Origin of the sequence: Rhodococcus sp. OK611 (genome assembly GCF_003050885.1) — a bacterium.
GTDB classification, from domain to species: Bacteria; Actinomycetota; Actinomycetes; order Mycobacteriales; family Mycobacteriaceae; genus Rhodococcus_G; species Rhodococcus_G oryzae.
Map to the genome: position 1 here is coordinate 71869 of NZ_QAOZ01000018.1, position 12683 is coordinate 84551.

The window sequence follows — 12683 nt, forward strand, 5'->3', positions numbered from 1 at the left end:
GCTGACGCGCGTGACCTCACGACCCGAGCCCGCTAGCGGGAACCGAACACCTTCTCGTACTTGACCGTGTCGCCCGCGGTCTGGATCTTGACGGCCTTCCCGTCCCTGAACGTGAGGGCATCGGCGGCGTCCCAGCTCTCCCCGCCCGCGGTCACCTGGGTCAGCACCACGACCCTCTCGTCATCGCCGAAGAAGTGCTGGGGCTTGGTCGCCAGGGCCTTCTCGGCCAATTTCATCCACAGTCCGCCGACCTCGGCCTTGCCGTGGTAGGTGCCACTGACCGCGCTGTCACCGGGCACTATCCACTCGATGTCGTCCGCGAGGGCTTCCATCGCCGCCTCAGCGTCCCCGGCCGAAAAGGCCGCGTATCCCTTCTTCGTGATCTCGATGTTCTGTTCAGCTGACATGAGACACCTCCCGTGTCCTGTCGTCCTCATATGAGACCGACAGGTCCAGTCAAACAACGGGCATCCAGCATGTACATGTCATCCACCGATTGGTCGTATCCGTCAGCCGTCGCCTCGGTACGACGCAGCCGACCGACCGTGGCCCGCCTCGCGGGTGATGTGATCGACCAGCGGCTGCGTCCGGTATTTCACCGGCGTCGTCAGCGCGAGCGTGGTGGTGGTGTGCGCGACGCCGTCGAGGCCGAGGATGCTCTCGAGCACGTGCAGCAACTCCTCGTGCGAGGGCGCCGCGATCCGGATCAGCAGGTCTTCTCGACCCGTCGTGGTGTGCACCTCCAGCACCTCCGGGACCCCGCGCAGGTCCTCGATGACGTCCTTGATGCGGCCCTGTTCCAGCTCGGCACCGACGAAGGCCTGCACCGGCAGCCCGAGGGTGGGCAGGTCGACGTCCGGGCGGTACCCGGTGACCACTCCGGTCTCCTCAAGGCGCCGCATCCGAGAGGCGATGGTGTTCCTGGCGACGCCGAGGCGGGCGGCCAGCTCCATCACCCCGGCGCGCGGATCGTCGGTGAGCAGTTTGAGCAGCGACGCGTCGAGTCGATCGATGCTGATCACAATGTCGACCTCATTCCAGTGTTGTGGGTCACAACTGATCATATCTTTCAGCTCAATTAGCGGGTGTTGACGGTCACACCACCTGGGCAAATCATTGCTACACCTGATGCCCGATTTATGCGCGCAACGTGATCCGATGCGGCGAAGAAACGGTGGACCGCGATGACTGAACTGGCCGATCGTCCCGTCACCCCGACGGCGGCGCTGCCCGCTCCCTACGACCTCGACGACCGTTACCGGTCCGGGTCGGGCCCGGTGCTGCTGACCGGCGTCCAGGCGATTGCGCGCCAGTTCGTCGAGCAGCACGTCCACGACATCCGCGCGGGCCGACGGGTCGCGACCTTCGTCTCCGGCTACCAGGGCAGCCCGCTCGGCGGCGTCGACAAGATGCTGCACGGGATGCCTCAGGTGCTCGCCGAGCACGACATCACCTTTGTGCCCGGCTTCAACGAGGAGCTCGCCGCCACCGCCGTCTGGGGCAGCCAGGCTGACCTTCCCGCTGGGCAGGCGACGCACGACGGCGTCATCGGTGTCTGGTACGGCAAGGGCCCCGGCGTCGATCGCGCGACCGATGCCCTGCGGCACGCGAACATGTACGGGGTCAACCCCAAGGGCGGCGTGCTGCTGCTCGTCGGCGACGACCCCGCCTCCAAGTCGTCCACCGTCCCCGCGGTCAGCGAACGGACCCTCGCCGCGCTTGGGATTCCGGTGTTGTTCCCCCGCAACGCCGAAGAGATGATCACGATGGGCATGCACGGCGTCGCGCTGTCGCGCGCCTCCGGCTGCCTTGTCGCCCTCAAGGTCGTCGCGGACGTCGCGGACGGCGCCTGGACGGTCGACGGCCGGGTGTCGAACATCGACATCACCGTCCCCGAGATCGAATGGGACGGTAAGCCGTTCGTCTACAAGCAGCGCCCGATGGCGGTGCCGACGGACAGTGTCATCGCCGAGGCCGACCTGTACGGGCCCCGCTGGGAGGTGGTGCGCGCGTACGGCGAGGCCAACGATCTCGATGTGATCGAGGTCGACCCCACCGGCGCGACGATCGGCTTCGCGGCCACCGGCACCACCTTCGACTCGCTGCGCCAGGGCCTGCTCGACCTCGGCGTCGACGAGGCCGCGCTGCACCACGCCGGGATCCGGCTGCTGCGCATCGGCATGCCAACCCCGCTCGGCGCGAAGAAGGTCCGCGAGTTCGCCGCGGGACTCGAGCAGCTGATCGTGGTCGAGGACAAGACGGCCTTCATCGAGACGCAGATCCGCGAGATCCTCTACGGCAGCGAGCACACCCCGCAGATCCTCGGAAAGCGCGATGCCGCGGGCAGGCCGCTGATGCCCGTCGACGGCGAGCTGACCGCCGGTCGGCTGCTCGGCCCCCTCCGCCGGGTGCTCAAGAACCGGGTGGAACTGAAGAAGGCTCTGCCCCCGCAACTCTCGCTCGAGGTGCTCTCCGCCACCCGCACCCCCTACTTCTGCAGCGGGTGCCCACACAACCGATCCACGGCTCTGCCCGAGGGATCGATCGGCGGCGGCGGCATCGGCTGCCACACCATGGTCACCATCTCCAATCGCGAGGACAGCGCCGTCACCGGGCTGACCCAGATGGGCGGCGAGGGCAGCCAGTGGATCGGCCAGGCGCCGTTCACCGACGTCAAGCACCTGTTCCAGAACGTCGGCGACGGCACCTTCTTCCACTCCGGCCAGCTCGCCGTGCAGGCCTGCGTCGCGGCCGGGGTGAACATCACCTACAAGCTGCTCTACAACGACGTCGTCGCGATGACCGGCGCCCAGGACGCCGAGGGCGCGCTGTCCGTCGCGAAGCTCACCCACAAGCTCACCACCGAGGGCGTCAAGCGGATCATCATCTGTGCCGACGACCCCAAGCGGCACACCAAGAGACAGCTCGCCAAGGGCGTCAAGCTGTGGCACCGGGATCGCCTCGACGAGGCGCAGAAGGAGCTTCGCGAGGTCGAGGGCGTCACCGTGCTGATCTACGACCAGCATTGCGCCGCCGACGCACGCCGTCAGCGCAAGCGCGGCACCCTGCCGACCCGCAACACCCGCGTGATCATCAACGAGGCCGTCTGCGAGGGCTGCGGCGACTGCGGGACCAAGAGCAACTGCCTGTCCGTGCAGCCGGTGGACACCGAGTTCGGCCGTAAGACCCGAATCGACCAGACCTCGTGCAACACAGACTATTCCTGCCTGGACGGCGACTGCCCGTCGTTCGTCACGGTCGAGGTGGTGCCGGGCAAGAAGAAGTCCGCCCGGGTCGAGCGCCCCGTGCCGCCGCTCGTGGCCGAGCCGGATCTCGCCGAGCTGACCTCGACCCAGAACGTCTTCCTCGCCGGCATCGGCGGCACCGGCATCGTCACCGTCAACCAGGTGCTCGCCACCGCCGCCCTGCGCGCCGGCTACGAGGTGGAGTCCCTGGACCAGATCGGTCTCAGTCAGAAGGCCGGACCGGTGGTCTCGCACCTGCGATTCTCCCCGGGTGCGCTCGAGCCCTCGAACCGACTGACGCCGGGCAGCGCCGACTGCATCGTCGCCTTCGACCTCCTCACCGCCACCGACAACAAGAACCTGGGCTACGGCAGCGCGGACACCACGGTCGCGGTCGCGTCGACCAGCCAGACCCCCACCGGCGACATGGTCTACGACAAGTCCGTCCGGTACCCGGACGAGCAGGGTTTGCTCGACCGTCTCGGCTCGGCATCCAAGTCGCTCAGTGCTTTCGATGCGTTGGCTGCCGCGCAGGAGTTGTTCGGCAACACCGCCGCCGCGAACTTCCTGCTGATCGGCGCGGCCTTCCAGAGCGGTGGCCTGCGGCTGCCCGCCGAGGCCATCGAGGAGGCCATCGGCATCAACGGCATCGCGGTCTCCGCGAACATCGACGCCTTCCGCTGGGGTCGAGTCGCGCTCGCCGATCCGGATGCGTTCGCCGCGGTCACCTCGCGGGTCGCCCGCACCCCCGCCGTCGCACCGGCACACCTGCTCGCCGACTCCACCTTCGACGGTGAGGTCCGCAGGCTCGTGGAGCTTCGCGCAGGCGAGCTGGTCGAGTTCCAGAACGCGAAGGTCGCGCGCCGGTACATCGATGCGGTGCAGTCCATCTGGACCGCAGAGCGTACGGTCACCGACCGGACGGAGTTCAGCGAGGCCGTCGCCCGCGGACTGTTCAAGTTCACCGCGTACAAGGACGAGTACGAGGTCGCACGGATGCTTGTCGATCCCGCCTTCCTCGAGGACGTCGCGTCCCAGGTCCCCGGCGGCGAGAACCTCACCTACAAGCTGCACCCGCCCGCCCTGCGGGCACTGGGCCGCAAGAAGAAGATCGGTCTCCGCCCGAAGTCGCATGTGGCACTGAAGATGCTGGCCAAGGGCAAGGTGCTCCGCGGGACCAAGCTCGACCCGTTCGGCTACGCCCACGTCCGCAAGGTCGAGCGCGAACTGCTGACGCACTACACCGCAATGGTGCTGCGGCTCGCGGACGAACTGGACTCGGCCAACTATGACAGGGCCACCACGATCGCCGCACTGCCCGACGTCGTCCGCGGCTATGAGGACGTCAAGCTCGGCAACGTGGAGCTCTACTGGGAGCAGCTGCGAGAGCTGGGAATCGAGCGGTAAACAACGGAGTTCCGCTCCAACAGAGGGCATCCGGTGGTCGACTTCCCCGACCGACCACCGGATGCCCTCTTTTGCGGTCCGGGTAGCAATCGGTGCGAACAACAACGAAGATGGTCCGAGCTGCCGATCGACATGCAGCACGGAATGAAACTCTGCGATATGCTGACCCCGGGCAGCAGCCCTCCTGACAGGCCTGAGCCACGGCGTTGACGCCGGCCCTGCCTCCTCTCCACGCTCCGCGCGCAATTCTCGCGACGAGCGGATCGATTGCCCACCTTCTTCCCGGCCGTTTCCTGACACCGGACGCTTCGTGACTCTCCCGACACCAATCGGCGCTGCACCACCTTGTGTCATTCAGCCCGACCGACACCCACCGCGACCTCAACCCACAACTAGATGGAGTGAAAACTATGACCACCAACCAGATTACCGACGACACCGAGCGAGCGATCATCGAGAACATGCTCGACAGCAACCGCGAAGCACTCATCGAGACCGCACGCGGCCTGTCTGACGCCGATGCCCGCCGACGACTCGTCACGTCGCTGACGACGCCGATCTCATTGATCAAGCATGCCGCTGCCGCGGAACGGATCTGGTTCCAACGGTTCTGGGCGGGACTCGAAGAATCCGAATGCGATGGATACTCGCGCCGCGACGAGGGCACCTTTGCCGTCGCCGACGACGAGTCGCTGGCAGACGTCATCGCCGAGTTCGAGCGCGCAAGCCAACGATCACGTGCAATCGTGTCCCGCTTCGACCTCGACGACACCAAGGACAATCCCCGCGAGGGAAAGGTCAGCATGCGATGGACGCTGCTCGCAATGATCCAAGAGTTCGCCAGGCACGCAGGTCACGGCGACATCCTCCGCGAACAGATCGACAAGCCCGTACTGCGTCAGCCGAACTCGTGACATTCGGCAGGATCCTTCGCCGGCAATCCCTGGATTCCGTAGGCAACCTTCGCTAGACTCGTACATATGTTCGATAGCGGGTCGGCATCGGGACTACTCGACGGCGTGCCGGATCATGAGCAACCGGCAACGCTGCAGGAACACCACGCCCACATCGCCCGCGAACAGTTCCGCGAGATCCATGCCCTCACCGCCCTCTACCTCACCCGCTGCGAGGAAGACGCCCGCCGCGGCAAGAACGAGGCCCACCATGGCGAGTTCGCCCACGTCGAGATCGCCGCGATCCTGCACGTCACCGAAGGCGCCGCCGCCCGAATGATCGACCTCGGCTGCGAGCTTCGCTTGCGCCTGCACCGGGTCTCGGCCGCGTTCGCCGCGGGCACGATCGACCTCACCCAGACCCGCGCCATCGTCGACGCCCTGGCGAACGTCTCCGACGACAAACTCGACGACATCGAGAACCGACTGCTGTCCGACGGCGATCACCTGACCTCGACCAAGCTCAAGCAACGCGCACGGCGGTTGATCGCCCGATACGACCCCGACGGGGTCCACCGACGCCGCGAACGCGCCGAAGAGGATCGCGACGTCCGCACGCACGCCTCCGACGACGGCATGTCCACCTTGGAAGGACTGCTCCCCACCGTCGGTGCCCAACGCCTGTCCATGCGGCTACGCGAGATGTCGCTGCAGGTGTGCGCCGACGACCCCCGCACCCACGCCCAGCGCCGCGCCGACGCACTCATCTCCCTCACCGACGGCGCAGACCACCTGCCCTGCCACTGCCGACGCGAGCACTGCACCGCCACGAAGGTGACGGGACGACTAGGGACCGAGGACGTCACCACACGCGCACCACGGGAGAAGGCCACGATCATGGTCGGTGTCTCCGCCACCACCCTGCTCGGCCTCGACGACCTCCCGGGATACCTCCACGGCTACGGCGCCATCGACGCAGACCTCGCCCGCGACATCGCCGCCGACGGCACCTGGAAGCAGGTCCTGACGCTGGCCGACAAGGATCGCGCGCGCCTCATCGAGAATCTCCTCGATGAACTCCGTGCTGCCGCACCCGAACTGTTCGACGGCACAACAGAAACCGACGGACCATGCGTCTCCGGGCGCAGGGTCGCCACCGCCCCACACGGACCGATCCTCGGGGTCGGCAAAGCTCTCATGGCCGCAGGCATCACCCCGTCCAGCATCCGCAACCGGAGCAAGATCTCCCGCGAGGCCCGCACCTACCAACCCAGCAAACGCCTCGCCGAGATCATCCGCACCCGCGACGGCACCTGCCGCTTCCCGAACTGCACCGCCCGTGCGCAGGACTGCGACCTCGACCACACAATCCCCTTCGACCACACCAACCCGGCGAACGGCGGGCTGACCGTCGAACAAAACCTGGCCTGCCTCTGCCGAAAACACCACCGCCTCAAGACCGAGGGCTATTGGACCGTCACACAACTCGGATCCGGCCTACTCCGGTGGACCGACCCATACGGCTCCATCACCGTCACCGAACCGAACGGCCCCTTCACCGACCCGGACGACGAGCACAACCACGACCATCACGACACTGCGGACGACTTCACGCTCCGCGACCTCGCCTATAGCAACAGCGGCCGCACCGTCGAGAACGACCTCGCCTACTTACTCGACAGCCACGTGCCACCAGGCACACGGCACCCCGAACCCCGCAACCCGGCAGGACCGATCCTCGTCATCGACCTGGACGAACCACCGCCGTTCTGAACGCGAATCCCGTTGCACTACAGAGAATTCAGGCAGGTACCGCCAATATTGTTGTGCCCGTCGCGACGAGCTTGCTCGCTCCGTCGCGCTCCGCATACAACTCGGCCGTGGTGAACACCTGCCGCTTGCCTGCTTTCACCACCACAGCGCGCGCGACGAACTCGTCGCCGACGGCCGGGGACAGAAAGTTCACCGAACACTGCGCGGCGAGCACCTGCCCGACTACTGTCGCCGCCGCGAAACCACAAGCGGTGTCGATCATCCCGCGGTCTCGTTGACGCCGCGCAGCAGCGTCAACGAGTCGATCGATTCGGGGTCACCGTCGGCCATCAGTCGTTCCTTCCGATTCAGGGCTGGAACACGATCCGTCCCACGGTGGTGCCATCGCCGAGCCTGCCGATGCCGTCCGCCACCTCGGTGAGCGAGAGCCGCTCGCTGATCAGCGGCTTGATCACCCCCTCCTCGGCGAGCCGGGTCAGCTCGATGTGGCAGTCGTCGATCGCCTGCTGGTTGTACGCCTTGTACAGGCCCCAGTGCAGCCCGATGATCGAGTAGTTCTTGATCAGCGCATGATTGAGGGCCGGCTGTGGGATGGTGCCGCCCGCGAACCCGATCACGATGATCCGGCCCTCGAAGGCGATGCACTTCGTGGACTTCGTGTACGCATCGCCGCCGACCGGGTCGAACACCACGTCCGCGCCGCGGCCGCCGGTGAAGTCCTTGACCGCCGCCACGATGTCCTCGGTGTGTCGGTCGATCACCAGATCCGCCCCGAGTCGACGACAGTACTCGGCCTTGTCGGGCCCGCCGACCACACCGATCACCTTCGCGCCTGCGGCCTTCCCCAACTGCACGGCCGCACTTCCCACCCCGCCCGCGGCGGCGTGGACCAGCAGGGTCTCGCCCGGCAGCAGCTGGGTGCGGCGGTGCAGCGCGAACCAGCCCGTCTGGTAGCCGATGCTCAGCGCGGACGCCTCGGCATCATCCAGAGCGGCGGGTGCGGGGAAGGTGTTCGACTCCTCCATGACCGCCAGCTCCGCGAACCCGCCACCCGGCAGGCTCGGGTTGCCGATCACCCGGTCCCCGACCGCGAACCGGGTGACACCCTCACCCACCGCGACCACCTCACCGCACAACTCGACGCCGGGGGTGAACGGCAGCGGCGGCTTGATCTGGTACTCGCCGCGGCACAGCAGCACGTCGGGGAAGTTCGCGGGCGCAGCCAACACCCGGACCATGAGCTGGCCGGGGCCGGGCGCGAGGTCGGCGACCTCCTCGAGCCTCAGTACGTCGCGGGGTTCGCCGAGTTCGTTGACGCGCCAAGCCTTCATGATGCCTCTCCTGAGAACTACGTCGATGGATGGTGGGTGAGAATCGATCAGATCCCGGCGTCCGTCGCGACGTCGCGGGCCTTGCGGACGAGCGCTTCGATCTGTTCGGCGGTGGGTGTGCCCGCGGCCGCCCTGTTCTGTGGGTTCTCCATGGCCCGGCGCATGACACCCTCGGCGATGACGGCGATCTTCCACAGGCCCAGCACATGCCAGAACTTCAACGCCTCGGCGTCTCGGCCGGTCTCCTCCAGGTAGAGCCCGGCGAGCTCCGCTCGGGTGGGGAAACCCGTCACCGTGGATGCCGGGAAGTCGCCGATCGCGTCCTCCCCGGGCTCCGGCCAGTAGGCGAGCATGCTGCCCATGTCGGCAAGGGGCTCGCCGAGCGTGGACAGCTCCCAGTCCAGTGCCCCGATCACCTCGCCGGTCTCGTGCGAGACGATCACGTTGCGCAGGTGGAAGTCTCCGTGCACCAGCGCGACCTCGCGCTGTTCCGGGACTGCCGCGGCCAGCCGTCTGGTCAGGTCGTCGAGCTCGGGCAGTTCGCGGGTCTTGGTGACCTCCCACTGGCCGGCCCACCGCTTGAGCTGGCGCTGGGCGTACGGCTTGTGGCTGGCGAGGTCGGTCAGGCCGGTCGCCTCGAGGTCCACGGCGTGGATCTTGGCCAGGGCCCGCGGCAGCGAGACCCCGATGTCCCTGCGACGCTGCGGGGCAAGCGATTCCACGATCGGCATGGTGTCGACGACCTGGCCGTCGAGGAACTCCATCAACACCAGCGGCACCTCGGATATCGATGGGTCCTGGGCGACCCCGAAGATCCGGGGCGTGGGCACCTCGGTCTCGGCGAGCGCGGCCATGATCCGCGCCTCCCGTGCCACGTCGTGTGCCGAGGCGAGCAGGTGCCCCAGCGGCGGGCGCCGCAGGACCCACCTGCGGTCCTCGGCATCCCGGACCAGGAAGGTCAGGTTCGACTGGCCCAGCCCGATCCGGTCGAAGCGCAGCGGGGCGGTGAATCCCACCCCGAGCGAGCCGAACCACCGCGTCACCGCGGCCGGGTCGAGTCCGACGGTCTCGCCCACCTCAGGCCCCGGCGGGCCGGTTGGCCCGGTACTTGCGCAGTTCCTGCTTCGCGATGGCCCGCTTGTGCACCTCGTCGGGCCCGTCGGCGAGGCGCAGGGTCCGCAGGTGCGCGTACGCCATCGCCAGCGGGAAGTCGTCGGTGACGCCCGCCCCGCCGTGCACCTGGATGGCCCGGTCGACGATCTTCAGGGCCATCTGCGGGGCGGCGACCTTGATCGCGGCGATCTCGGTGCGCGCCTCCTTGTTGCCCACCGTGTCCATCAGGTACGCGGCCTTGAGCGTGAGCAGGCGGGTCATCTCGATCTCGATGCGCGCCTCCGCAATCCAGTCCTGGATGTTGGAGCGGTCCGCGATCGGACGGCCGAAGGTGACCCGGGACTGCGCGCGCTTGCACATCAGTTCCAGCGCCCGTTCGGCCATCCCGATCGCCCGCATGCAGTGATGGATGCGGCCGGGGCCGAGGCGGGCCTGGCTGATCGCGAAGCCCTCGCCCTCACCCTTGAGCACGTCCTTGACCGGGGCCCGCACGTTCTCGAAGGTGATCTCCGCGTGGCCCTCCCGATCGTGGTAGCCGAAAACCGGCAGGTTGCGCACGACGGTGACACCGGGTGCATCGATCGGCACCACGAGCATCGACTGCTGGCGGTGGATCTCGGCCGTCGGATCGGTCTTGCCCATCACGATCAGCACCCGGCAGTTCTGGTGCATTGCGTTGGAAGCGAACCACTTACGGCCATTGAGGACGAACTCGTCGCCGTCGCGCTCCATCCGCATCTCGACGTTGGTGGCATCGGAGCTGGCGACGTCGGGCTCGGTCATCGCGAAGGCGGAGCGGATCTTCCCGTCCAGCAGCGGCTTCAGATACTTCTCGCGGTGCTCATCGCTACCGAAGATCTCGAAGACCTCCATATTGCCGGTGTCGGGTGCGTTGCAGTTGCATGCCTCGGAGGCGAGGTGACTGCGACCCATGATCTCGGCCAGCGGCGCGTACTCCAGGTTTGTCAGGCCGGCCCCGGTCCCGGGATGCGGATGGAAGAGATTCCACAGTCCCCGCTTTCGCGCCTCGACCTTCAACTCCTCGATGATCGGCGGCTGGAAGTGGGGGTCTCCCACGGCCCGCATCTGCTCCTCGTAGACGGCTTCCGCCGGGTAGATATGCGAGTCCATGAACTCGAGCAGGTCGGCCCGGATCTTCTCGGCGCGGTCCGAGACATCGAACAGGGACATGTGAACTCCTGACAGGTGGGGAGGAAGGAATCGTGGAGGGGCGATCAGGCGCCCGGCAGCAGTCCGGCCTGGAAGCGCCGCATCCCACGCAACCACCGGTCGTAGTCGGCCCCCTTGCGGCGGTACATCTCGAGCACCTCCGCGTGCGGGAGGATCAGGAAGCGCTCCTCGTCCATCGCGGCGAGCACGTCGTCGGCGACCTGCGCCGGTTCGAGCACGTCGCCCGCGGAGGTCACGGCCCGCGTCGCCGCGACGCCTCGGGCGTCCCCGGATTCCTCCCCCTCGTAGAGCAGCTTCGTGTTCACGCCCATCGGGCACAGGCAGCTGACCCGGATCCCGCGATCGCCGTAGGTCACGTTGAGCCACTCCGCGAAGCCGACCGCGGCGTGCTTGGTCACCGAGTAGGTGGCGGAACCGATCTGGGTCAGCAGGCCTGCCGCCGACGCGGTGCTGACGAAGTAGCCCCCGCCCCGTTCGAGCCACTGCGGGACCAACAACTGCGCGGCCCGGATGTGGGCCCGCAAATTGACGTCGATCGACAGGTCCCAGTCACTCTCGGTCGCCTCCAGCCCAGGCGCGCCGCTGATCCCTGCGTTCGCGAAATACAGGTCCACCGGCCCGAATTCGGACTCGGCGAGCGAGATCAGTCGCTGGATGGCGGACGTGTCGGAGACGTCCGCGCCCGAGCCGACCGCGGAACCTGGGTGCTCGGCGTTGACACTCGCGGCGACGGCGAGCGCGGCGGCCTCGTCGAGGTCCGCGACGACGACCCTCGCACCCTCGGCGGCGAGCCGTGCGGCGAGCGCGCCACCGATACCGCCCCCGCCGCCCGTCACGATGGCGACCCTCTGCGCAACCTTCACAACGATTCCTCTTCCTCGCGGTGAGACCTGATCCGAGCGTTGTCGAACTGTATAGTTGAATTCGGACTCAGATTCAACTATGCGGCCCGTTTCACCCCTTGACCAGCAGAGAAGCGTGGTGCGGCGTCAGCCGCGGGGGGCGATGCGGAGCGCGTTCACCCACAGGCGGTTGGCGGTGTCGACTATGTCATCGAGGGACGCCACCTCGCCGCCGGTCACGAAATACCCGAACGCGAGGCGGCTGATCATGCCCGAGAGCGCCGACGACGCCAGCAACGGATCGAGATCCCGGTCCGCGAGTCCGCGTTGCTGCAGATTCGCGATGCTGCGGGCGTTGCGGCGGATGAACGCGTCGGCCCGCTGCTGCCGCAGCACCCGGAACTCTGGATCGATGCTGGCGACCTGTTCGAGCAGGCCCATCAGCTTCGCGTTGCGTTTGTAGGCCTCGAAGTACGCCCGATTGCTGGCCGCGATGATCGCGGCGGGATCGTCCTCGGCCGCCACGTGCGGCATGCCAGGGTGCATCATGTCCTCTTGCGCCAGCTCGAGAACCGCGGCGAAGATCTCTTCCTTGCTCGCAAAGTAGGTGTAGAACGTCCCGGCCGAGCACTTGGCCGCCTTGGTGATGTCTATCAGGCGGGTGTCGAGGTAGCCCGAGCGCTCGAACACCCTTCTTGCGGCCGCGATCAACGCCGCCCGGGTCCGCAGCCCGCGCTCGGTGACGGGTAGCTCACGAAGCAGACCCGACCGCGCCATCGACGGTGGCGCATCGTCGCGATCATCCCCGGAAACCGATCCTGACATGCCGTATTTATACGGCAACGCGGGTCGTCGCCGTGCGTGGCCTGCTCCCCTCCGGCGGCCCAT

11 protein-coding genes are annotated in these 12683 nt (G+C 67.3%); 3 read left to right on the forward strand and 8 right to left on the reverse strand.

Annotation, left to right across the window (positions count from 1 at the left end; genetic code table 11):
- Nucleotides 1-32: 32 nt before the first annotated feature.
- Both C8K38_RS21730 and C8K38_RS21735 read right to left on the reverse strand, forming a co-directional pair.
- Nucleotides 33-407: a nuclear transport factor 2 family protein gene (locus tag C8K38_RS21730; RefSeq protein WP_097213475.1), complete on the reverse strand. Its 375-nt coding sequence runs from the start codon at nt 405-407 to the stop codon at nt 33-35.
- Nucleotides 408-509: 102 nt separating this feature from the next.
- Nucleotides 510-1022, reverse strand: a complete 513-nt coding sequence (locus C8K38_RS21735; RefSeq protein WP_077040068.1) for an Lrp/AsnC family transcriptional regulator — start codon at nt 1020-1022, stop codon at nt 510-512.
- 162 nt (nt 1023-1184) lie between these two features.
- Between C8K38_RS21735 and C8K38_RS21740 the strand changes: the two genes are divergently transcribed.
- From C8K38_RS21740 to C8K38_RS21750, 3 genes are all read left to right on the forward strand, one after another.
- Nucleotides 1185-4652 (forward strand): indolepyruvate ferredoxin oxidoreductase family protein, encoded by a 3468-nt coding sequence (locus tag C8K38_RS21740; protein WP_097213476.1) that lies wholly within the window; start codon nt 1185-1187, stop codon nt 4650-4652.
- A gap of 410 nt (nt 4653-5062) precedes the next feature.
- Entirely contained in the window at nt 5063-5566 is a 504-nt protein-coding gene (locus C8K38_RS21745) for a DinB family protein (RefSeq protein ID WP_097213477.1), read from the forward strand.
- A 66-nt stretch (nt 5567-5632) separates the two neighbouring features.
- A complete protein-coding gene (locus C8K38_RS21750; protein ID WP_097213478.1) occupies nt 5633-7318 on the forward strand; it encodes an HNH endonuclease signature motif containing protein in 1686 nt (561 codons plus the stop codon).
- A 28-nt stretch (nt 7319-7346) separates the two neighbouring features.
- Here C8K38_RS21750 and C8K38_RS21755 read toward each other — a convergent pair whose 3' ends face one another.
- The 6 genes from C8K38_RS21755 to C8K38_RS21780 all read right to left on the reverse strand — a co-directional run bounded on the left by C8K38_RS21755 (nt 7347) and on the right by C8K38_RS21780 (nt 12620).
- Nucleotides 7347-7580, reverse strand: coding sequence for a PaaI family thioesterase (locus C8K38_RS21755; protein ID WP_097213479.1), 234 nt, complete (start codon nt 7578-7580; stop codon nt 7347-7349).
- A gap of 85 nt (nt 7581-7665) precedes the next feature.
- Nucleotides 7666-8649 (reverse strand): NADPH:quinone oxidoreductase family protein, encoded by a 984-nt coding sequence (locus C8K38_RS21760; RefSeq protein WP_097213480.1) that lies wholly within the window; start codon nt 8647-8649, stop codon nt 7666-7668.
- 47 nt (nt 8650-8696) lie between these two features.
- Nucleotides 8697-9725 carry a phosphotransferase family protein gene (locus C8K38_RS21765; protein WP_257017709.1) on the reverse strand — a complete coding sequence of 343 codons (1029 nt, stop codon included), beginning with the start codon at nt 9723-9725 and terminating at the stop codon, nt 8697-8699.
- A gap of 1 nt (nt 9726) precedes the next feature.
- The gene (locus C8K38_RS21770; RefSeq protein ID WP_097213481.1) at nt 9727-10953 is read right to left on the reverse strand and encodes an acyl-CoA dehydrogenase family protein; all 1227 of its coding nucleotides are present in this window, start codon (nt 10951-10953) and stop codon (nt 9727-9729) included.
- A gap of 44 nt (nt 10954-10997) precedes the next feature.
- Nucleotides 10998-11816, reverse strand: a complete 819-nt coding sequence (locus tag C8K38_RS21775) for an SDR family oxidoreductase (protein WP_097213482.1) — start codon at nt 11814-11816, stop codon at nt 10998-11000.
- A gap of 126 nt (nt 11817-11942) precedes the next feature.
- Entirely contained in the window at nt 11943-12620 is a 678-nt protein-coding gene (locus C8K38_RS21780) for a TetR/AcrR family transcriptional regulator (protein ID WP_245221111.1), read from the reverse strand.
- Between the last annotated feature and the right edge of the window lie 63 nt (nt 12621-12683).

Bases quoted from the DNA above. Each gene is read 5' to 3' on its own strand.
- C8K38_RS21750 (WP_097213478.1), top strand. From the start codon at position 5,633: ATGTTCGATAGCGGGTCGGCATCGGGACTACTCGACGGCGTGCCGGAT.
- C8K38_RS21745 (WP_097213477.1), top strand. From the start codon at position 5,063: ATGACCACCAACCAGATTACCGACGACACCGAGCGAGCGATCATCGAG.
- C8K38_RS21730 (WP_097213475.1), bottom strand. From the start codon at position 407: ATGTCAGCTGAACAGAACATCGAGATCACGAAGAAGGGATACGCGGCC.
- C8K38_RS21740 (WP_097213476.1), top strand. From the start codon at position 1,185: ATGACTGAACTGGCCGATCGTCCCGTCACCCCGACGGCGGCGCTGCCC.
- C8K38_RS21755 (WP_097213479.1), bottom strand. From the start codon at position 7,580: ATGATCGACACCGCTTGTGGTTTCGCGGCGGCGACAGTAGTCGGGCAG.
- C8K38_RS21780 (WP_245221111.1), bottom strand. From the start codon at position 12,620: ATGTCAGGATCGGTTTCCGGGGATGATCGCGACGATGCGCCACCGTCG.
- C8K38_RS21760 (WP_097213480.1), bottom strand. From the start codon at position 8,649: ATGAAGGCTTGGCGCGTCAACGAACTCGGCGAACCCCGCGACGTACTG.
- C8K38_RS21770 (WP_097213481.1), bottom strand. From the start codon at position 10,953: ATGTCCCTGTTCGATGTCTCGGACCGCGCCGAGAAGATCCGGGCCGAC.